Below are 21,473 nucleotides of genomic sequence, written 5' to 3'. Positions count from 1 at the left end.
GCATGGAGCCGCTCTACCGGGAACACTTGTTCTTATTTTGCGGCGTATGGTAACATGGAAAGTAAGTTTTTCTCAAAGAAGGGGATCCGCCTGACCATGAATGACGGTAAATTTCAGTTGGTATCAGACTTTCAGCCGCAAGGGGATCAACCTGCGGCCATTGCGTCGTTGGTGGAAGGCGCCGAAAAAGGACTCAAACATCAGACGTTGCTGGGCGTGACCGGTTCAGGCAAAACGTTTACGATGGCGAGCATTATCGCGAAGTTGAACCGCCCGACCTTGGTCATTGCACACAACAAGACATTGGCAGCGCAGTTGGCTGCCGAGTTCAAGGAGTTCTTTCCCCACAACGCTGTCGAATACTTTGTCAGTTATTACGATTACTATCAACCGGAAGCGTACATTCCGTCTACAGATACGTACATTGAAAAGGACGCGAAGATTAACGATGAAATCGATAAACTCAGGCACTCGGCGACGGCCTCCTTGCTGGAACGCAACGATGTGATTGTGGTCGCCAGTGTGTCTGCCATTTACGGCCTCGGTAGTCCAGAAGAATACCGAGGACACGTACTGTCGTTGCGCCCCGGCACCGTGAAGAGCCGCGACGAGATTTTGCGGCGGCTGGTGGCCATGCAGTACGAACGCAACGACGTCAATTTCACCCGCGGCACGTTCCGCGTGCGTGGGGATATCATCGAGATTTTTCCGGCCTCCCGTGGAGAGCAGGCCATTCGCGTAGAATTGTTTGGTGACGAGATTGAGCGTGTGACGGAAATCGACGTATTGACCGGTGAGGTCCTCGGCACACGCGAGCACGTCGGCATTTATCCAGCGTCGCACTTTGTGACTTCGCGGCCGAGACTGGAGAAAGCCGTGGAGCGAATCCGGGCGGAGCTGGCGGAGCGTTTGGCGGAACTGCGTGCCAACGGCAAGCTGTTAGAGGCGCAGCGACTGGAACAACGCACGAATTACGACATCGAAATGATGCTGGAAATCGGACACTGCGCAGGTATTGAGAACTACTCTCGCCACCTCGAAGGCCGTGCGGCAGGTGAGCCACCCCATACGTTGCTCGATTACTTCCCGGACAACTTCATCACGCTGATTGACGAATCGCACGTGACCATACCGCAGATCCGAGGCATGTATGGCGGCGACCGTTCGCGAAAGCAGACGTTGATTGAGCATGGATTCCGTTTGCCTTCCGCTGCCGACAACCGGCCTTTGACGTTCGAAGAGTTTGAGCAAAAAATTGGGCAGGTGATTTACGTCTCCGCGACACCGGGGCCGTATGAGCTGGAGCACGAGCAGAACCGCGCGGAGCAAATCATTCGCCCCACAGGCCTGCTCGATCCGGAAATCTTCGTCCGCCCCATCAAAGGTCAAATCGACGACCTGGTGGGCGAAATTCGAGAGCGCATCCGCCGCGACGAACGCGTATTGGTTACCACGCTGACCAAGAAGATGGCCGAAGATCTCACCGATTATCTGAAAGAGTTAGGGATTAAAGTCCGCTACTTGCACTCTGACATCAAAACCATTGAACGCATGGTTATTCTGCGAGAATTGCGGCTTGGGGTTTTCGATGTGCTCGTTGGGATTAACCTGTTACGGGAAGGGTTGGATCTTCCCGAGGTGTCGCTCGTCGCCATCCTCGACGCTGACAAGGAAGGTTTCCTGCGCGCAGAGCGTTCCTTGATCCAGACGATTGGCCGTGCAGCTCGTAACGCCAACGGTCAGGTCATTATGTACGCGGACACCATCACGGAGTCGATGCGCATTGCCATCGAGGAAACACAGCGACGGCGGCAGAAGCAGATTGCATACAACAAAGCGCACGGCATTACGCCGCAGACCATTCAAAAGGCCGTGCGGGATGTCATCGAGGCCACCAAGGCTGCGGAAGTGAAGGCGGACTACGTGTCGGTTGCGCAAAAGGCGCAAGCCATGTCGCCCAAGGACAAAGAGGCGCTCGTGGCCAAGCTAGAGAAGGAAATGAAGGAAGCGGCGAAGAACCTGCAGTTTGAGCGTGCGGCGGAACTGCGCGACCTCATCATCGAAATTAAGGGCGCGTGACGCATGCGCATCCGCGCATGCCTACTGCGCCCATCTCGTTTACGTGCGAGCCGCAAGAAGGGAGTTCATCACTCGTATGTCTCTGGACCAGATTGTCGTGAAGGGCGCTCGCGCCCATAACCTGAAAAACGTGAACGTCACCATTCCTCGCGATAAATTCGTGGTGCTGACAGGCCTCAGTGGGTCCGGCAAGTCGTCTCTGGCGTTTGACACCATCTATGCAGAAGGCCAGCGGAGATACGTCGAGTCCCTGTCCGCCTACGCGAGGCAGTTTCTCGGGCAAATGGACAAGCCGGACGTGGACTCCATCGAGGGGCTCTCGCCCGCGATTTCCATTGACCAGAAGACGACGAGCCGCAATCCCAGGTCGACCGTCGGTACGGTGACGGAGATTTACGATTACCTCCGCCTCTTGTTCGCACGTGTGGGACGGCCGTACTGCCCGAATTGCGACATACCGATTGCGTCGCAGACCGTGGAACAAATGGTGGACCGAATTCTGGAGTACCCAGAAGGAACTCGTTTGCAAGTGTTGGCGCCTGTGGTGAGAGGAAGAAAGGGCGAACATCAAAAGCTGCTGGAGGAAATTCGCAAAAACGGCTACGTGCGGGTTCGCGTGGACGGGGAATTGCGCGAAGTGACAGAGCCGATTTCACTGGAAAAAAACCGAAAGCACACGATTGAAGTGGTCGTCGACCGCATCGTGGTCAGACCGGACATCAGCTCTCGGCTGGCCGATTCGCTGGAAACGGCGTTGGGGTTGTCGGGAGGTCTGGTGGTCATCGACGTGATCAACCAGGAGGAATTGCTGTTCAGCCAGAACTTCGCCTGCCCGAATTGCGGATTTAGCGTCGGCGAGTTAGCGCCGCGCATGTTTTCATTCAACAGTCCATTTGGCGCTTGCGAAACCTGTTATGGACTCGGCGTCCAAATGGAAGTGGATGAGGATTTGGTGATCCCGGATAAGTCGGCGACCATCGCGGACGGCGGTATTGTGCCTTGGGCCGGATCGACGTCGACCTATTATCCGCAGCTACTGGAAGCGGCGTGCAAGGCATTTGGCGTCCCTGTGGACGTACCGATTGCAGACATTCCGGCCGACATGTTGCGGAAAATCCTGTATGGTACGGGCGAGAAAATTCGCTTCACGTTTGAGAACGACTTCGGACAGGTGAAGACCGCGGAGATTCCGTACGAGGGGGTCATTCCCAACCTGCAGCGGCGCCATCGGGAGACCTCGTCGGACTCCATCCGCGAGTTCATCGAAGAATTCATGGCGACCAAGGCGTGCCCCAGTTGCCACGGACGGCGACTGAAACCGGAAAGTCTGGCGGTGCGCGTGGGTGATAAAAACATCTCCGAAGTGACGGACCTCTCCGTCACGGACGCGTTGGCGTACTTCGAATCCCTCGAGTTGACGGAGAAGGAGCAGACCATCGCGCGGCAGATCCTGCGCGAAATCTCGGCTCGTCTCGGATTTCTTCGGGACGTCGGTTTAGAGTATCTGACCCTCTCCAGGTCCGCAGGCACTCTCTCGGGCGGCGAAGCGCAACGGATTCGGCTGGCAACGCAATTGGGCTCCAGTCTGATGGGCGTGCTCTACATTCTGGACGAGCCGAGCATCGGGCTGCACCAACGGGACAACGAACGGCTCATCCGCACACTGGAACACATGCGAGACCTCGGCAACACCCTGATTGTAGTGGAGCACGACGAGGATACCATGTTGGCGGCGGACTACATCATCGACATGGGACCGGGTGCCGGTATGCACGGAGGAGAAGTCGTCAGCGCTGGGTCACCCAAGGAAATCATGGCAGATCCAAATTCCATTACGGGACAGTACCTGTCCGGACGCAAGTTCATTCCAGTTCCGGACAAGCGGCGCAAGGGCGATGGGCGTTTTCTGAAGATCAAAGGCGCCAAGGAGAACAACCTGAAAAACATTACCGTGAAAATTCCTATCGGCGTGTTTACCTGTGTGACAGGTGTATCCGGATCCGGGAAGTCCACGCTGGTGAACGAGATCATCTACAAGACGTTGGCAAGGGACTTGAACCGCGCGCGCGTGCGTCCTGGACAGTGTGCGGGGATTGAAGGCCTGGAACACCTGGACAAAGTGGTCGACATCGACCAATCNCCGATTGGCCGGACGCCTCGCTCCAATCCGGCGACCTACACAGGGGTGTTCGACGACATCCGCGACTTGTTCGCCACGACCAACGAGGCGAAAATGCGGGGCTACAAGAAAGGCCGCTTCAGTTTCAACGTGCGCGGTGGACGGTGTGAGGCGTGTAAAGGGGACGGTATCATCAAGATTGAAATGCACTTCCTCCCGGACGTGTACGTGCCCTGTGAAGTGTGTAAAGGCAAGCGGTACAACCGCGAGACGTTGGAAGTCAAGTACAAAGGCAAGAGCATTGCGGACGTGCTGGACATGACCGTCGAAGACGCGTGCCAGTTCTTTGAGAACATCCCGCGGATTGCACGAAAGCTGCAGACGTTGGTGGACGTCGGCCTTGGTTACATGAAGTTGGGTCAACCCGCCACGACGCTGTCCGGTGGGGAGGCGCAGCGTGTCAAACTGGCTTCCGAGCTCCATCGGCGGTCAAACGGACGAACCCTCTACATCCTCGATGAACCGACGACAGGTCTGCACGTGGCAGACATCGAGAAGTTGCTGGTTGTGCTGCACCGTCTGGTGGACGGTGGTGATACCGTGCTCGTCATTGAACACAATTTGGACGTCATTAAGACCGCCGACTACGTCATTGACCTAGGGCCGGAAGGCGGGGCCGGCGGTGGCCAAATTGTCGGCGTTGGCACTCCGGAAGACTTGGTCAAAGTCGAAGGGTCTTACACGGGACGCTTCTTGAAACCCATCATGGAGCGGGATAGGGCACGTGCGAAGGGCGCAAAGGTCCAGACCTTACCGCAGGAGACGACCGCATGAGTCGCTGGTGGGAAGGAGCGCTGCGCCGCTGGGGTGACGCGCTCCGACTCCACCCGGAAGTGGTTCAAGTTCAGGATGACGAGGCGCTCCCCCGAGTTGGTGAGTGGTGGCGTGAACAGGGCAACTGGTGCCTGCGTTTGGATCAGCAGCATTACGCTTTGTTTCACGCGGAGGTGGAGCCGGAGTCAGTTCGTCAGGCACTGTCGTGGACACTGCAGTTGAGCCGCCAGGCCTCGCACCGCTCTTGGAAAGACGTCGTCCTGAACTGGTTCCAGGAGTACCTGACCGCTGTGGGCATGGCACACGAAGCGGGGGAACGCGCGGTGATGACCGGCATCGGGGACTTGTCCGCCCTCGCTGCCATGCCACAGGGATACTTTGTCTGGATCCATCCCATTCGCCAGGAACTGCCCACCGTTGAGTCGGAACGGGCTGTGGAGGAAGTCGTACGAGCGATTGCTGGCAAAGGGTGGCTGGGATGGGTTCCGCCCAGTCCTTCCATCCCGTCCTACACCTTGCTCGTCTACTACTCCGTGGACGGTGCCGAGGAATCCGTACATGGCCTGGAGACAGAACCAAACATGGATGTATCTCCGGAGTACGCTGAAGCACTCCGGGTCAAGGAGCACGTGTCGTCCCTGCTCACACAACTGGAGGCGGACGCTTTTTACACGGCCAGAGCGGCAGTGGGTTGTAAGGTCACAGCGCCAGCGGAGGCGGTCGCAGGGATGCAAACGGCACTGGCAGCCTGGCGCGTGCAATCCATGGCATCGCACCCGGGACGTGTATGTCTCTGGGCTGAAACCCCCGTGGAACAATTGCTGTTGCAACTCTCCAGCGAGAGCCGCCGCACCTTTCGACAGATGGTCGGCCTGCGCAGTCGGGGACGCGACATTCAATTGACCCCCGAATTGCGGGAGACGTTGGAGGGGATTGTGGCCGCGAACCTCAACGTCAGCGAAGCCGCTCGCTTGCTCTATCTTCACCGCAATACCCTGCTGCACCGCATTGAGCGCATTCGCGAGCAAACGGGGTACGACGTGAGGAACTTTAAGGACGCCATGGTCCTGTGGCTGTTGCAGGGCGTGCAGGGGGCCGAACGTCCAGAATAATGCACACAGTGCGAACTGCCCATTGGTTGCTGATGAAATGGTTGCAACTTGCCTCTCTGTGAAACGACCTGTCCGCCGTATACTGGCTACAGAGGTTGTTTCGACAGGTCTACGATTCCTAGTCAACCTGACATTGACCGAGGGAGGCGTTCATGTGGCACGGGTAACACTACAACATATTTGGAAGAAGTATACAAACGATGTCGCCGCCGTCAAGGATTTCAATTTGGACATTGAAGACAAGGAGTTTGTGGTTTTCGTCGGTCCGTCTGGCTGCGGCAAGACGACGACGTTGCGGATGATTGCAGGTTTGGAGGATATTACGTCGGGCGACTTGTACATTGGGGATCGGCGAGTGAACGATGTGGCGCCAAAAGACCGAGATATTGCGATGGTGTTCCAGAACTACGCACTGTATCCGCATATGTCGGTGTATCAGAATATGGCGTTTGGTCTGAAACTGCGCAAAGTCCCGAAACCGGAAATTGACCAGCGCGTTCGCCAAGCCGCGAAAATTCTTGACATTGAGCATCTGCTGGACCGCAAGCCAAAGGCGCTGTCGGGTGGTCAACGTCAGCGCGTGGCGTTGGGTCGCGCGATTGTCCGCGAACCGCAAGTGTTTCTCATGGACGAACCCTTGTCTAACCTGGACGCGAAACTCCGGGTTCAGATGCGCGCGGAGATCCGCAAATTGCACCAGTCCATCCAAACTACGTTTATTTACGTGACGCACGATCAAACAGAGGCCATGACGATGGGGGACCGCATTGTCGTCATGCGGGATGGTGTCATTCAGCAAGCAGATACGCCGCAACAGGTGTACAATCATCCTGTCAACATGTTTGTCGCGGGCTTCATCGGGTCACCAGCCATGAACTTCCTGCGCGGCGAATTGGCTGAGGAGTCCGGCTCCATTTTCTTCCGTGCTCCGGAGATGTCCATCAAGTTGCCGAAGGGACGATATCCTTCGTTGCGCAACGCAGGTGTCGTGGGCAAGTCCGTGGTGCTCGGCATTCGCCCAGAAGATCTGCACAACGACGAGGTGTTCCTGACCACATATCCCGACGCGACCCTCAGGACCAATGTCGAAGTGGTCGAGCACATGGGTTCTGAGCTGTACCTGCATGTGACTGCTGGCGGCCAGACGCTGGTCGCTCGCGTGAGCGCGCGGTTTGACGTGAAACCAGGGACGTCCTTGCCGCTGGCGCTGGACTTAAACAAAGTACACGTGTTTGACGCCGAGACGGAACAAGCGATTCCGCATGCGGCGCAAGAGTAAGGAGGACTATGAGTAAATCGCGATCTGTCACTGTAGAAGAATTGATTGAAGACATCGGACTCAATGTCTTCACGCCCACTGCCGACATGTCGCGGAAAATCACCACGTCTGATATCCACCGGCCAGGCCTTGCGCTGGCCGGATATCTGCGTTATCACGCGGCGGAGCGGATTCAGCTACTCGGGCGTACGGAACTTTCTTTCCTGAACGGGATGGACAAACGGGAGCAGGCGTTGCGACTTTTCGCATTTTGTTCCTATGAACACACGCCTTGCCTGATTGTGACCCGAGGGGAGACGCCGCCGGAGCTGCTGCTCAAGGAAGCGAGTGCGCGCGGGCTTCCCGTTTTGGGTACGACCATGGTCACGACGCGCGCGGCGTCCGTCATCTCCAACTTTTTGGAGGAGCGCCTGGCACCAGAAATCATGGTCCACGGGGTCTTGGTCGAAGTATACGGGATTGGGATATTGATTACCGGCTCCAGCGGCATCGGTAAGAGTGAAACCGCACTGGAACTGATTAAACGGGGCCACCGCCTGGTCGCGGACGATGCTGTCATTCTGCGGCAAGTCGCGGACAACACGCTGGTGGGGAGTCCACCTCCGTTGTTGAAGTACTTGCTGGAAATTCGCGGTTTGGGCGTTCTGAACGCGATGACGCTGTTCGGAGCAGGGGCTGTCCGCACGCACAAGAAGGTTGCCATGACCATTCACCTTGAGGCCTGGCAAGACGACGTGGCGTACGACCGACTCGGTATTGACGAGCAGACGGTGAGAATTCTCGACACCGAAGTACCGTCTTTGACGGTTCCGGTCCGCCCAGGTCGAAACTTGGCCGTGATTGTCGAGGTTGCAGCGATGAACTATCGCCTGCGGCGGATTGGTTACAACGCTGCGCGTGTCTTTTCAGATGAGCTGGCACAAGCGATAGAAGAGCACGAGGAATGACGAGAACCCCTACCGATATACATCGGTGGGGGTTGTTGGAAAAGTGTCGTTGTAAAGAGGAACTTCGCGATTTTTGTCGAACATCTCTCCTTGGTCTTTTACAGGGAGGGATTCGTCGAGTGAAGCTGACAGCCAAGATGCAAGGCGTCATCCATCGCCTTCGTACTGCCAGCCGCAAGGAAGAACAGGAACACACACGTTGGCAACGATGGAAGAAGTACTGGAGAGAAGAATGGACTCGGGTATCACATCCGCGCCTGTATATCGCGAGCGCGGTGTCCGCAGCCGTATTGTTCGGAATTTCTTACGCAGCCATCAACCAGATTCAACATACATCCGAGTGGAAACAGGTATATACGGACGGCACGTATGTCGGCATGGTCCCCAATGACCCCAAGGTACAAGAATCTATGCAGCAAATTGCACTTGGGTACCATGTGGATTTACGTTTTCACAACGTCCACACAGATGTGCCCGGTGATTACGACTGGCAGGCTGTGGCGAGCCTTCCGACGCAAGCTGTCGCTATCACGTCGAATGGATCTCCCATTGTCTACACGGAAGATACGTTGTCTGCGACCAAAGTATTAGCCATGGTTCGGCAAGCTCTGGCACCGAAAGGCGTCGCGGATCTGTCACAGGTTCAGTTTGTGGGCAACGTGGCGTATCACCCGGTTGTCGTCAGTGCCTCCCAAGTGATGTCGCCGGATGCGGCTGTGCGCTATATCCTGCACCCTGCACACCAGCCGCTGGCCGGGCGTGGAACGAGCCTTGCAGTTATCGCCGGGGTCAAAGACCCGGTGTCTACATCCAAACATCAGAACCAGCCTCTGTTACAGGTCAGTGCAGAACAGACGGTGAGCAAGGAAGTCACCATTCCCTACGAGACTCACTACGTAAAGGACAATCACCTGGGTGTCGGCAAGGTGTCTGTGGTGACGCCTGGCAAGCCCGGTAAGGCGGTTGAGAAAATTCACCTCAAGTACCTCAACGGGTTGCTCGTTGCGCAGTCTGTCGTGCAGAAGGAAGTGGTCCAGGAGCCCGTGGCTGAAGTCGTCAAAAAAGGCACGAACGCCGGTGTGGCTGACGGAAATTGGCAATGGCCCAGCCCCTATCACGACATCACATCCGGGTTTGGGTGGAGATCCCTGGGCGGGGGTGAAATGCACCCGGGCGTCGACATCGGGTGTCCCGTCGGAACGCCGATTTACGCGTCGAACAACGGCGTGGTGGAAGACGCGGGCTGGAACAGCGGTGGCTACGGCAACTGGGTGAAAATCAACAACGGTAACGGCATTGAAACGGTGTATGGCCACATGTCTCGGCCCGTGGTTCACGCTGGACAAACCGTCGCGAAAGGGCAATTGATTGGTTACTCCGGAGCGACCGGTCACGTCACTGGCCCACATCTGCACTATGAAGTCAGAATCCATGGTAAGCCGGTTCCACCGACGCCGTACATGTGACGACATCATACCCCTGTCTTACGAAGCGTCAAAGCCAGACGTCAGTCGGGGCGTAGACATAGAAAAGGCACCGCGTCAGCGGTGCCTTGTTGTTTGAAGAGAGTCACTGATATCACATCGCTGTCGGAGCCTTCAAGCCGAGCAGATGTAACCCGTACGCCAGCGCCTTCCGCGTTGCATTCGTCAAGGCTAAACGCTGTGCGCGTTCCGCTTCTGCGCTGAGAATCGGACAGTCGTGGTAAAAGCGGTTGAAGGCGTGGCAGACGTCCAGTACAAACCGCGCGATGAGCGAAGGATCCAGGTCGTCGACGGCGCGTTCCAATACTTCTTGTGCTTGTCCGAGTTGATAGATGAGCCGCCATTCGGAGTCGTGTACACCCATTACCTGAAAGTCGTCTGCAGGCTGAAAACCAGACTCTTCCGCTTTGCGCAACACGCTGCAAGCGCGTGCGTGCGTGTACTGCGCGTACGGCCCTGTCTCGCCGTCGAAGTTGAGTACGTCTTCGAAGCGGAAGTCGACGTCGTGCATGCGGTAAGACTTCAAGTCGTTGAAAATGACGGCGCCGATGCCGACGGCTTCGGCCACGGCGTCTTTGTCGGCGAGGTTCGGATTCTTTTCTTCGATAATCTTGCGGGCCTCGTCGACGGCCTTTTCGAGCACGTCCTCCAAGTACACCACTTTGCCGCGGCGCGTCGACATGCGTTCGCCGTTGTACTTCATCATGCCGAAGGCGACGTGCTTGCAGTTCTTGGCCCATGGCCGTTCCATCAGTTCCAGGACTTTGAATACCTGCGAAAAGTGCAGTGTCTGTTCAGCCCCGACCACGTATATCAGCGTGTCTGCGCCGAACTCATCATGTCGGTAGTTAGCGGCGGCCAGGTCGCGCGTTGCGTAGATGGTCGCGCCGTCGGACTTGACGATGATACACGGTGGCATGTTCCACGCGGACAAATCCACGACTTCGGCGCCTTCACTTTCCACCAACAGGTTTTTGTCGCGCAATTCGTCTACGACAGCCTGCATCTTGTCATTGTAGAAACTTTCGCCCAAGTAGTGGTCGAACGTCACGCCCAGGCGGTCGTACATGCTGCGGAATACTTTGAGGCTTTCGCTGATGAACCACTGCCAGAGGCGGGTGGCTTCTGGATCACCATCTTCCAGCTTTTTAAACCATTCGCGGGCTTCTTCCTCGAGTTCCGGATTCGCCTGCGCTTCTTCGTGGAACTTCACGTACAGTTTAAACAGCTCGCGCACCGGGTTCTGGCGAACAACCTCTTCGTCGCCCCACTTGAGGTACGCAACAATGGTCTTGCCGAACTGCGTGCCCCAGTCACCCAAGTGATTGATGCCGACGACCTTCCATCCGTCCGCTTTGAGCATGTGGACAATCGCCTGGCCAATGACGGTGGAGCGCAAGTGACCGACGCTGAACGGTTTCGCGATGTTCGGTGAAGAGTAGTCGATGGCCGCTGTCCGGCCTACGCCGCGCTTGCGAGAAAACAGTTTTTCCGGGTCCTCCTGAAGGGTTCGGACCACGTCCTTGAACACAAGTTCCCGTTGCAACTTCACGTTCACGTAGCCGCCCACAGCTTCGACGCTGGCGAACTGGCCGGTTGCGGACAGGACACCTGCGACGTCCTTGGCGATGTCTTGTGGACTTCTGCGCAGCGTTTTCGCAAAGCGAAAACAGGGGAGCGCGAGGTCGCCCAGCTCTGGGTTCGGTGGGTATTCAATCATGGTGGAGACATCCGCTTCGGGCAGGCTGAGCGCGTCCGAAACGAACTTGGCAATCGCAGTCTTTTGCTGAAGCATCGTCGTTTTCTCTCACTCCAATTCCGGTCATCAATTGAGTCATTATACCACGTGCCAAAGGCCGTGGTGAAACTTCATCCTACGTGGCCCCTGTGATATACTCTAAATACCGTGAAGTTCACATAATAACATGTCGTGAAATTCCAGTGATGATAACATGAGCGGTTGGCCGTATTCCATCAGTCGCGATTGTGCAAACCGTTGAGTATAGATATCGGGATGACATTGAAATGGACTGGAGGTGTCCGCATGGACTCGAACCTACAGACAGAACCTTCTCAAAAGCGCAGCAAACCACACGGCAAAGTGATCTCCATGCGCTTGGACGCCGCCTTCTTTTTTGAGCGCGGTGTGCGGTTCTTGGAACGGAACGACCTCCAGCGCGCACTCAAGGCGTTTCGCAAAACCATTGAATACGAACCGGAAAACCCAATTAACCATTGTAACTTGGCTGGCGTGTTATCCGAAATGGGCGATTTTGAGGCGTCGAACGAGATTCTGTTGCACGTCTTAAAAGAGATTGACCCAGGCATGGCCGAATGTCGGTTTTACCTAGCGAACAACTACGCCAACATGGGGCAGTACGAGGCGGCGGAAGAGTGCGTACTCGGCTATTTGGACGCTGATCCGGACGGAGAGTACGCGGAGGAAGCCGTCGAGATGCTCGACATTTTGATGGATGAGTTTGGTGGAGGCCGCGCGTACGCACGGTGGGAAGCGAAGCGAAAGGAACAGGAACAGCAATCGGCTGAGCGCGACGGTCGGCATTTGTTGGAAAGCGGACAATTTGAGGCCGCCGTGGAATGGCTGGAGCGCGTCATCGCCCGCGAACCGGATAATACAGCGGCACGTAATAACTTGTCGTTAGCTTACTACTACACTGGGCAGTACGAGCGAGCCATTCGCACCGGTGAGTCTGTGCTGGAGAAAGAACCAGACAATATTCACGCGCTGTGCAACTTGACTGTTTTTTTCGCACACGTTGGACCTCGGAAATCGTTTGAGGCTTGTGTTCGGAAGCTGAAAAACGTGTTTCCGCTGAACTATGATCACGCGATGAAGTTAGGTACGACACTGGGGCTGGTTAGCGAGCACGCGGCCGCGCTGAGCGTCTTTCGGAAACTCGAGCAGATTGTAGAACAACCAGAACCGGCGTTGTTGCACTCCGTCGCAGCGGCTGCGGCCAATACCGGACAGTACGCGTTGGCCAAGCGTTGGTGGAAGACTCTCAGTCAGTACAGCGACATGGAGGAAGTTGCGGCGTACTACATGGAGTGCGTCGAGCGGGCCGAGCGCTTGGGCAAACCGCTGCGCGTCAGTTATCAGTACGATTTGCCGCTACAGGTGCAATTCACCAAGATGCGCCGTCGGTTGCAACAGGCAGATCTCTCTGCTTGGCGGTCCGATCCGCTGCTGCGCGCCTCCCTGTACTGGGGACTGCGCCACGGCGGTGAAGAGACGCAGCACGCGGTGATTCGTACACTGTCGCACATTGGTGACAGTGATGCGGAAAAAGCGTTGCGCGCCTTCCTCAAGAGAGCGGATATCTCGCCTTCCCTGCAAGCGGTCGCGCTGTACGCACTCCAACGCATGGGCGCACGGGGAAGAGTGGAGCTGTACAAGGACGGGGAACTGACGTCCATGCGGATGTCTGAGGTTCCGCGCGACATCATCCTGTCGGTGAATCCAGAGTGGCAGCGGATTGCAAACGCGGTAGAACAGTGGTTGAGAACGGCCCACAAGTCCCGCTATATCGGGGAAGCGAAACAAGTATGGATTGCGTTCGTGAAGCACGCATTCCAACGGACGGACTTTACCATCGGCAAGCCAGACATTTGGGTTGCCGCCCTGATCTACGCCGTGTTGAAGCGGCACCGTGAACCGATGCGACAGAAGGACATTGCGGAGGCGTTTCACGTCTCTGTGTCGTCTGTCAGCAAGGCCGCGGCGCGGCTGTCGCATTTCTTCGTGAAAATGCCATAACCGCAGCTTTCCATGTCGCGATTTTGCAAATCGCTGACCACAAAATCCACAATTCAGATGGCAATGTCACACTTTCTTAAACCCGCTGTAACACAAATGAAATCTAAGGGGGTTACGATGTAGGTGCATCACATTTGACCCCCTTTTTTAATAGAACTACATTGGGCGCCTGCAAAGGGCGCCAACTTTTTTTATGGGCAGCTTCCATGCTATGCTAGCGGTATGAGGTGAGGTAGGTGCAAATCATCGTGAACTGCTTCACGCCGTATCGCGGCGGTTTTGTCATGTTGCAAAAACCGCGCCGTGGCTGGTGGGTTCTGCCGGGCGGAAAGGTCAATCCAGATGAAATCTGGCCGTCCGCGGCCAAGCGAGAGATGCTCGAAGAGGCAGGACTGTTGGTGGACAACGTTGTGCTACGGGGCGTACATCTTTTATATATGGACGAACAAAGTACTTCGCCGGAACGTCTCATCGCGCAATTTTCTGCCACGTGTGTCGGAGGAGAACTCCTGACGGAGTGTAAGGAAGGGAAGCTGGACGTGGTGACAGCGGACAAACTGGCTGATTTGCCGATGGACGAAGGGGATCGGCTGATGGTCACCCGCACCTTGCAAAGCATTGAGGCAGGGGAGTCGCGAGTGTACTTTGGTTCGTTTCGGTACGACGCGAACCGACAATTATTGAACTGGAGCCTGGAACCGAAGGCTTGATGGTGAGATGTAAGCGATTTGCAAAACACCTGGTGTATGTGTGCATTCAAGGAGGCGCGTAAGTGACAGTGTTGTACGGGATAGACATCGGAGGGACTTCCGTCAAGACAGCATTCATCGGGGATGACGGCGCCATTTTGCACCGTGCGGAGTTTCCAACCCGTCCGGAGACCGGAATCGAAGATTTTTTGGATAGATTACACGCGACGTATGTGCAGGAAGCAAACAAGGCAGGATTGTCTCTGGACGATGTTGTCGGTGTCGGGGTTGGTGTCCCGGCGTTTTTCGACGCGGTGCGAGGGATGGTGGTAGAGGCTGTCAACCTCGGGTGGAAGATGGTTCCGCTCCCCCAACTGATTGAGGCGCGCTTCCATCGACCGGTGGCTGTAGAGAACGATGCAAACCTGGCGGCGCTGGGGGAATGTTGGATTGGAGCCGGGAGAGGCAAGTCCCATCTCCTCTGTGTCACCGTCGGGACCGGCATCGGCGGCGGCATTGTCCTGGATGGTGAAATCTACAGAGGTAAGAACGGCATGGCGGGGGAAATTGGTCATCTGACCGTGCAGAGACACGGCGGGATGCTGTGCAATTGCGGGCGAACGGGCTGCCTGGAAACGGTGGCTTCCGCCACTGCCATCATCCGCAACGCGCGGCAACGCCTGAGCCATGCAAACGGCGACGTCCAGATTCACGGTGCTTCCGATGTATTCCGCCTGGCCGAACAAGGTGTGGCAGAGGCTCGCGAAGTGGTCGCAGAGGCAGCAGACTGGCTGGGTTATGGACTTGCGCTCGCGGCCACCGCGCTTAATCCGGACTGTATTGTCATAGGCGGTGGTGTTTCTAAGGCGCAAGAGTTGTTCTTACGCCCGGTCCGCGAGGCATTTGAACGGTATTCTCTTGAGCGGATTCATGAGGCGCAAGTTATTCCGGCAGAATTGGGAAACGACGCCGGAGTGGTTGGAGCTGCTCGACTGATTCAGCAACGCGTAGCGCGGCGTCGTTGAGCATACCCTTGTCATAGAGGGACGAGGAGGCGAGCGTCATGACGGAGAGCATTGAGGTCCTCGTCATTACGGGGATGTCAGGGGCAGGAAAGACGGTGGCCATGCAGTCTTTAGAAGACATTGGGTATTTTTGCGTCGACAATTTGCCACCTGCGTTGATTCCCAAGTTCGTCGAAGTGGTGGAGCAATCCAGCGGCAAGCTCACGAAGGTGGCCCTTGCGTGTGACCTGCGCGGGGGAGATTTGTTTCAGCCACTCGTGGACACGGTGCGCCAACTCCGCGCAAACCCGCACGTACGGGTGAAAGTGTTGTTTCTCGACGCTAACGATGCGACGCTCGTCCGCCGCTTCAAAGAGACGCGGCGCAGGCACCCGTTTGTCGACGGGGCTCGCTTGCTGGAAGGGATTCAGGCAGAGCGGTTGGCGCTCAGCCAAGTGCGCGACGACGCAGATATCCTGTTGGACACGAGCGACTGGAAACCAAGTCGGTTAAAGCAGGAACTGGTTCAGCGGTTTTCCGAAAAGGGGGCATTGTTCCCAGTTCACATTATCTCGTTTGGGTTTAAGTACGGTATCCCGATTGACGCAGACATGGTGCTGGACGTTCGCTTCCTGCCCAATCCCCATTACGTTGAATCGCTGCGTCCGTATACAGGGGAAGACGCTCCCGTGTACGACTACGTCATGCAGTGGCCCGCCACCCAGGAATTTCTCAAGAAAGCGGAGGAACTGGTGGATTTTCTCATCCCGCAGTTCACCAAGGAAGGGAAGTCGCACTTGGTGATTGGGATTGGCTGCACCGGCGGCAAGCACAGATCCGTCGCCATCAGCCGCCACCTGCACAATCACATCAAGGACCGAACGGCCGCGTCCCTGACGCACCGGGACAGCCGACGGGAGGGCTAGCTGGTGAAAACCTGGTGGTTGTGGGCTTGGACCATTGGCTGTTTTGGATGCGGCATTTTGGCGGGAACACTTGGCCTCACCCGTTTCGGCAGCCATGGTTTTTGGGTGGGTGGCACTGTGCTCGTCTTTGCCATGGGGCTTCTTGCCTACGGGTGGTGGCGTGAACTTCGAGCCAGCCGCCGCAAAACCAAGCATTTGCAGCGGCGGCCGCGCATTGTCGCCATTGGCGGGGGCACCGGCCTTTCAGTGATCTTGCGTGGGCTTAAAGAGTTCGACATCGATTTGACAGCCGTTGTGACGGTGGCGGACGACGGGGGAAGTTCAGGACGACTTCGATCCGACTTTGCCATGCCCCCTCCGGGAGATATTCGAAACTGCCTCGTGGCGCTGGCTGATACCGAACCGTTGCTGGAACGGCTGCTTCAGTTTCGCTTCCCGAGTGGGGAAGGTCTGGCTGGGCACAGTTTTGGGAATCTGTTCCTTGCAGCCATGACGCACATTATGGGGGATTTTGAGTCAGCCATCCGCGAGACCAGCCGAGTATTGGCTGTGCGCGGGCGCGTCCTGCCAGCGGTTAAGGAAGACGTCATCCTCCGCGCTGTGCTCGATGACGGAAGTGTAGTCGAGGGCGAATCGCACATTCCGGAGTCACACCGACGCATTGAACGCGTGGAACTCGTGCCGAGTGACGTTGAACCGTTACCTGAAGTATTGGACGCCATTCGTGAGGCGGATGCGATTGTCGTTGGGCCAGGCAGTTTGTACACGAGTATCTTGCCGAATCTGTTGGTGCCAGGACTGTCAGAGGCGATTGCCAACAGCCGGGCCAAGAAGATATTCGTCTGCAACGTTATGACTCAACCCGGAGAGACCGACGCGTTTTCCGCGTCGCGCCACGTTGAGGTCATTTATAATCATGTCTCTCGAAAATTGTTTGACTATATTATTGTAAATGCAGCATCACTGCCACCTGAGGCACTGGAAAAGTACCAGGCGCAGCAGTCGTACCCGGTATTGGTGGACATTGAACGACTCAATCGGCTTGGCCTCCGCGTGATTGCCCGCAATTTCGTGCACTACGCCACGTACGCCCGACATGACGCCCGCCTGGTGGCGGAGCAAATTGTCAGTTTGATTGGCTACGAACGGCAAAGCTGAGGGATGCCCCTGGAGCTTTGCTGCGACGGGAGGGATGACACGTGTCGTTTGCGGCCCAAACCAAGAAGGAACTAACGCTCATCCAAGAAGATGCGTGCTGCCAGCAGGCGGAACTGGAAGCTATCGTTGGCCTCATTGGCCGCCTATCCACTTCGGACAACCGCCGACTACTGGAGATTGAAACGGAAAACGTGGCTACGGCTCGCCGCATTTATACGCAGTTGCGGGAGCTGTTTGACATCCACCCCGAGGTCTTTGTGCGAAAGAAGATGCGCTTGAAGAAGAACAACGTATATGCCGTACGCGTCCCCTTGCACGCCTTTGGCCCATTGGTGGGCCTGGGGTGGCTCGACGAAGACGGGAGAACGATTGCGGTGGTGCCGAGCCGCAAGCGGAAATCCTGTTGCCGCAGAGCGTTTCTGCGGGGGGCGTTCCTCGCATCCGGTTCCGTCAATGATCCGGGGAGCACCTCCTACCACTTGGAGATCACGGCTACCAATGCAGAATGGGCACGCAAAATTCAGTCCCTCATGAATGAGTACGGACTGCACGCAAAGGTGATTGCGCGGAAGCGGGGGTACGTCGTATATCTCAAGGAAGGCGAGAAGATTGTCGAGTTTTTGAGCCTGATTGGCGCACATCAGGCACTGTTGAAATTTGAGGATGTACGTATTCTCAAAGGCATGCGCAATCAAGTGAATCGGTTGGTCAACTGTGAAACCGCGAACATGAACAAGACCATCAGTGCGGCCGTCCGGCAACTGGAAGTCATTCAATTTATCGACGACCACATGGGATTGTCCAATTTACCGGATAAACTTCGTGAGGTCGCAGAAATTCGCAGGAAGTATCCAGAAGTCAATCTTCAGGAGCTCTGCGACAGAATGAGTCACAAAGTCAGCAAATCAGGTCTCAATCACCGTTTTCGAAAACTAGAGGAGATTGCTGACAAACTGCGAAAGTCGATGTGAGTATTTTGCCTTACACGGGTGTAACAGATGTGTGCGAGGTGCACCTTGGGAGGCGCTTTCACACCGTGGTATACTTGGCACAACGACTTCCCCCTCAGCAGGGGGACGAAACTGGAGTGAAGGAGGGGGGCTAGATGGTGGAAAAATCAGTGACGGTGCAGCTTCGGTCCGGGTTGCTCGCAAGGCCGGCAGCGTTATTCGTCCAGGAAGCCAATCGGTTCTCGAGTGAGATCTTCGTGGAAAAGGAAGGGAAGTCAGTCAACGCCAAAAGTATCATGGGGATTATGTCGTTAGCCATCGCACGTGGGCAAACCATCCTGATTCGGGCGGACGGTTCTGATGCGGACGCAGCCGTTGAACGACTGGCGGACATGGTATCCAAGGAGGCATAATGCTGCACAGTGATTGATAGACACGGTGTCCAATCGGCTCGAGGGGCACCGTTTTGTTGTATCTTCGCCTGCGTCGACACGGGTGAACCTGTATGACCGTTTGTGTGCCTGGGCTTCGCTAAGACATGCACGTTCTGTCCAACTCCGTCAAGTCATACGTTATCAATAAGACTTGATCAGCGATTTGCAAAACGCAGGCACCATCTATGATGCGTGCTGAACCGTTCAATAGGAATTTTGCAAATCGCTCATGATGGGAATGGAGGGGGCGCAGTGCGAAATCGGTTCCGCGTGCGAAAGGGGAACTTCAACCGCAAACGGTTGTTGTTGCTCGGGGCAGGTCTATTGGGCGCTGTCGCACTGTTTGAACTGTACCAGCTCGTCATCCCGTTTCAGTCTGCCAATCCCCTGTGGCACCAAGTCACGACGGGAGAGACGGTCATCAACGATTGGAAGTACGAAGGGCAGGATGAAGAGGGGTATTTGAAGTTTTACAACCAAGGACAAACGAACTTGTTGCCGCCGAATGCCCGGACATTTGATGCGGACGGGAAGTTCGTCGTGATTGAAGGCCATACACCAAGTACGCTCACTTACGCGTTGCCGTACGAAGCCGTGCCGATGCGCTGGGTGGCATTGGTTGTGGGGGCCACAGGTATCGCTATCGGTGTCTGGGCCCTTCGAAAGAAGGTCAGCGGGAAGCGGTTGAAGTTTGCGCGTCGTCGCGGCACCCCAATACAAATCCGGGCTAAAAAAAGCGCAGAGCAGCGCTCCAAGAGCTTTCGTGTTCCGCGTAAGTTTCGCTTCTTTGACTGACTCCCCCCCAATCTGCACGCTCGTCTACAGCCAACCTTTTTCCGTTGCTATCTTCACGGCCTCTTGTCGCGTCTGGACGTTCAGTTTGGACATGATCTCGGACAAATAATTCCGCACGGTACCCTCAGACAAGTAGGACTGTGCCGCGATGTCGCGAGTGGACAGTCCACGCGCTGCCAGTCGCAAAACGTCCAACTCCCGCTTGGACAAAGGATTGTCCATGGACCACGCTTCCATCATGAGCGCCGGGTTCAGCACTTTTTCTCCGTGGTACACCCTACGAATGGCGTCTGCCAGTTCCTCCACCTGGGCATCCTTCAGCAAGTATCCGCTGGCTCCAGACTTCACCGCTCTTTGCAGGTAGCCAGGGCGGGCGAACGTCGTCAAGACGATGGTTCTGCACTGTGGCAGCTGGTTCTGCAGGACTTGAACGACATCCAGTCCACTGAGTTTCGGCATTTCAATGTCCACGAGGGCGACGTCTGGTCGCAGAGACAGGGCCAGGTTGACGGCCTCTTCGCCGTCTCGCGCGGTGCCGACGACATCCAAGTCATCTTCCATGTTGAGCAGTGAAGCCAGTGCTTCGCAGACCAGGACCTGGTCTTCAGCAATCAACAGCTTGATCATGTGTCTTCCCCCTCAAGCTTGTTCGGCCAAACGGTTTCATGGGTCCATTGGGACGAACAAATGAATCGCGGTTCCCTTTCGCCAAGGGATGACGTCGGGAAGTGGCGGCGTGGTCTTCGTCGTCGGCGCTCCGTTGGACCAAAAATAGGCCGTTCCTTGCACCGCAGCCATTCGCGCGCGTATGCCGTTCAAGCCGTTGCCACGCTGTCCTGACTCCATCCCGCGAAGTTGCGGGAATCCTACTCCGTCATCCGCTATCAACAAATGAATGATACCGGATTCAATCCACAACTTGAGTAACACCGTTCGGGCGCGGCTGTGGCGCACGATGTTTGTCGCAGCTTCACGTAGGCACATCGCGAGCGCCTGAGACACGTGGTGCCATTGTCCATCATCGCCAGGCCTCACCTGCATCTCCGCAAGGCACTCCATGCCTGCCGCGGTTAGCAACTTCACGGCGTCCTCCCATTCTTCTTCCACGCGAGGTTGCCGGATATCTGCGATATACTCCCTCACCCTGGTCAGCGCTTGGCGGGCAGCCTGCTCAATATCGTGCGCTTCGCTTCTTGCCCGTTCTGGATGGCGTTTCACCAACCGCTGAACCAGCTGGGCCTTCAGTGTAATCATTGACAATTCGTGACCCATGACGTCGTGTAGGTCCTGGCTGATGCGCTCTCGCTCTGCCACTTTGGTCAGTCGCTCAATCTGCAGGTTCGCTTTGCGCAGCTGCTGGTGCTGGCGGATGGTCCGATTTTGCCACATGACGCTAAAGCTGGCCGCTGATGATGCGATGAGTGCCGACAATACCATGACCAAGTCTCCAGTGCCAACGTCTTGCCGCAGTGACAACAGACACGCCGTGGCAATCACGAGTGCGTCCATCGCAGCCAACATCGCCGCCGTTCTTTTCTTTTCATCGCCTAGCAATCCGATTCCAGCTGCCGGGTAGAAAATCATCCAGACGTACCCGATGCCCAGGGCGGCCATCATGGTTAACATGAGAGCCACCTCAAGGCAAATCCCTACCAATGCTCGGCGACGCGAGCCGTAGATGGTGCACAGATAGACCATAGCGAATACCAAAATGAGTACGAGTCCCACGAGTGCTCGCTCGGGGGGCAACATCCACAAGTAAGCCATTGGGATGGACAGGTTGAGCAGGTACACGTAGACGAAAAATTTCGCGCGACGATTGGGTGGCGTCGGCCACTTTGCCCAAATGGATCTACGCATGGACCATCCCCCCTGTGCGACGTGA

The 21,473-nt window shown here is 56.3% G+C and carries 17 protein-coding genes; 14 read left to right on the top strand and 3 right to left on the bottom strand.

Features of this window, described 5'->3' with window-relative positions:
• Positions 1-96: 96 nt before the first annotated feature.
• The 6 genes from uvrB to YWK_RS21125 all read left to right on the top strand — a co-directional run bounded on the left by uvrB (position 97) and on the right by YWK_RS21125 (position 9,836).
• The gene (gene uvrB / locus YWK_RS0113805; RefSeq protein ID WP_035467086.1) at positions 97-2,079 is read left to right on the top strand and encodes an excinuclease ABC subunit UvrB; all 1,983 of its coding nucleotides are present in this window, start codon (positions 97-99) and stop codon (positions 2,077-2,079) included.
• A gap of 76 nt (positions 2,080-2,155) precedes the next feature.
• Entirely contained in the window at positions 2,156-5,032 is a 2,877-nt protein-coding gene (gene uvrA / locus YWK_RS0113800) for an excinuclease ABC subunit UvrA (RefSeq protein ID WP_026965269.1), read from the top strand.
• Positions 5,029-6,144: a PucR family transcriptional regulator gene (locus tag YWK_RS0113795; RefSeq protein ID WP_026965268.1), complete on the top strand. Its 1,116-nt coding sequence runs from the start codon at positions 5,029-5,031 to the stop codon at positions 6,142-6,144. Before uvrA ends, YWK_RS0113795 begins: the two co-directional genes overlap by 4 nt.
• A 154-nt stretch (positions 6,145-6,298) precedes the next feature.
• On the top strand, positions 6,299-7,423 hold the full coding sequence (locus tag YWK_RS0113790; RefSeq protein WP_026965267.1) for an ABC transporter ATP-binding protein: 1,125 nt from the start codon (positions 6,299-6,301) through the stop codon (positions 7,421-7,423).
• A gap of 8 nt (positions 7,424-7,431) precedes the next feature.
• Positions 7,432-8,370 carry an HPr(Ser) kinase/phosphatase gene (hprK, locus tag YWK_RS0113785; RefSeq protein ID WP_026965266.1) on the top strand — a complete coding sequence of 313 codons (939 nt, stop codon included), beginning with the start codon at positions 7,432-7,434 and terminating at the stop codon, positions 8,368-8,370.
• A gap of 119 nt (positions 8,371-8,489) precedes the next feature.
• A complete protein-coding gene (locus YWK_RS21125) occupies positions 8,490-9,836 on the top strand; it encodes a peptidoglycan DD-metalloendopeptidase family protein (RefSeq protein ID WP_051375602.1) in 1,347 nt (448 codons plus the stop codon).
• 112 nt (positions 9,837-9,948) lie between these two features.
• On the opposite strand, the gene argS is transcribed toward YWK_RS21125, so the two are convergent.
• Positions 9,949-11,649 carry an arginine--tRNA ligase gene (gene argS, locus YWK_RS0113775; RefSeq protein ID WP_026965265.1) on the bottom strand — a complete coding sequence of 567 codons (1,701 nt, stop codon included), beginning with the start codon at positions 11,647-11,649 and terminating at the stop codon, positions 9,949-9,951.
• Between the two features lie 249 nt (positions 11,650-11,898).
• Here argS and YWK_RS0113770 point away from each other — a divergent pair, with 249 nt between their 5' ends.
• From YWK_RS0113770 to YWK_RS19990, 8 genes are all read left to right on the top strand, one after another.
• The gene (locus YWK_RS0113770; protein WP_026965264.1) at positions 11,899-13,632 is read left to right on the top strand and encodes a cyclin family protein; all 1,734 of its coding nucleotides are present in this window, start codon (positions 11,899-11,901) and stop codon (positions 13,630-13,632) included.
• Positions 13,633-13,868: 236 nt separating this feature from the next.
• A complete protein-coding gene (locus YWK_RS19995) occupies positions 13,869-14,342 on the top strand; it encodes an NUDIX domain-containing protein (RefSeq protein ID WP_051375601.1) in 474 nt (157 codons plus the stop codon).
• Between the two features lie 62 nt (positions 14,343-14,404).
• Complete coding sequence (locus YWK_RS0113760) at positions 14,405-15,346, top strand: ROK family glucokinase (protein ID WP_035467083.1); 942 nt, start codon at positions 14,405-14,407, stop codon at positions 15,344-15,346.
• A gap of 38 nt (positions 15,347-15,384) precedes the next feature.
• Positions 15,385-16,251 (top strand): RNase adapter RapZ, encoded by an 867-nt coding sequence (rapZ, locus tag YWK_RS0113755; protein ID WP_026965262.1) that lies wholly within the window; start codon positions 15,385-15,387, stop codon positions 16,249-16,251.
• 3 nt (positions 16,252-16,254) lie between these two features.
• Positions 16,255-17,409: a gluconeogenesis factor YvcK family protein gene (locus tag YWK_RS0113750; protein ID WP_035467080.1), complete on the top strand. Its 1,155-nt coding sequence runs from the start codon at positions 16,255-16,257 to the stop codon at positions 17,407-17,409.
• A gap of 41 nt (positions 17,410-17,450) precedes the next feature.
• The gene (whiA, locus tag YWK_RS0113745; protein WP_026965260.1) at positions 17,451-18,380 is read left to right on the top strand and encodes a DNA-binding protein WhiA; all 930 of its coding nucleotides are present in this window, start codon (positions 17,451-17,453) and stop codon (positions 18,378-18,380) included.
• 134 nt (positions 18,381-18,514) lie between these two features.
• On the top strand, positions 18,515-18,772 hold the full coding sequence (locus YWK_RS0113740; RefSeq protein ID WP_026965259.1) for an HPr family phosphocarrier protein: 258 nt from the start codon (positions 18,515-18,517) through the stop codon (positions 18,770-18,772).
• A gap of 273 nt (positions 18,773-19,045) precedes the next feature.
• Positions 19,046-19,588, top strand: a complete 543-nt coding sequence (locus tag YWK_RS19990; RefSeq protein WP_051375600.1) for a hypothetical protein — start codon at positions 19,046-19,048, stop codon at positions 19,586-19,588.
• A gap of 24 nt (positions 19,589-19,612) precedes the next feature.
• Here the strand turns inward: YWK_RS19990 and YWK_RS0113730 are convergent, their stop codons facing one another.
• Positions 19,613-20,215, bottom strand: coding sequence for a response regulator transcription factor (locus tag YWK_RS0113730; protein WP_026965257.1), 603 nt, complete (start codon positions 20,213-20,215; stop codon positions 19,613-19,615).
• Positions 20,216-20,251: 36 nt separating this feature from the next.
• Positions 20,252-21,448, bottom strand: a complete 1,197-nt coding sequence (locus YWK_RS0113725; protein ID WP_026965256.1) for a sensor histidine kinase — start codon at positions 21,446-21,448, stop codon at positions 20,252-20,254.
• Between the last annotated feature and the right edge of the window lie 25 nt (positions 21,449-21,473).

Origin of the sequence: Alicyclobacillus pomorum DSM 14955, from assembly GCF_000472905.1 — a bacterium.
Lineage (GTDB): Bacteria > Bacillota > Bacilli > Alicyclobacillales > Alicyclobacillaceae > Alicyclobacillus_A > Alicyclobacillus_A pomorum.
Note: the sequence above shows the minus strand (reverse complement) of the source record. Positions and strands in the feature narration are given on the sequence as shown.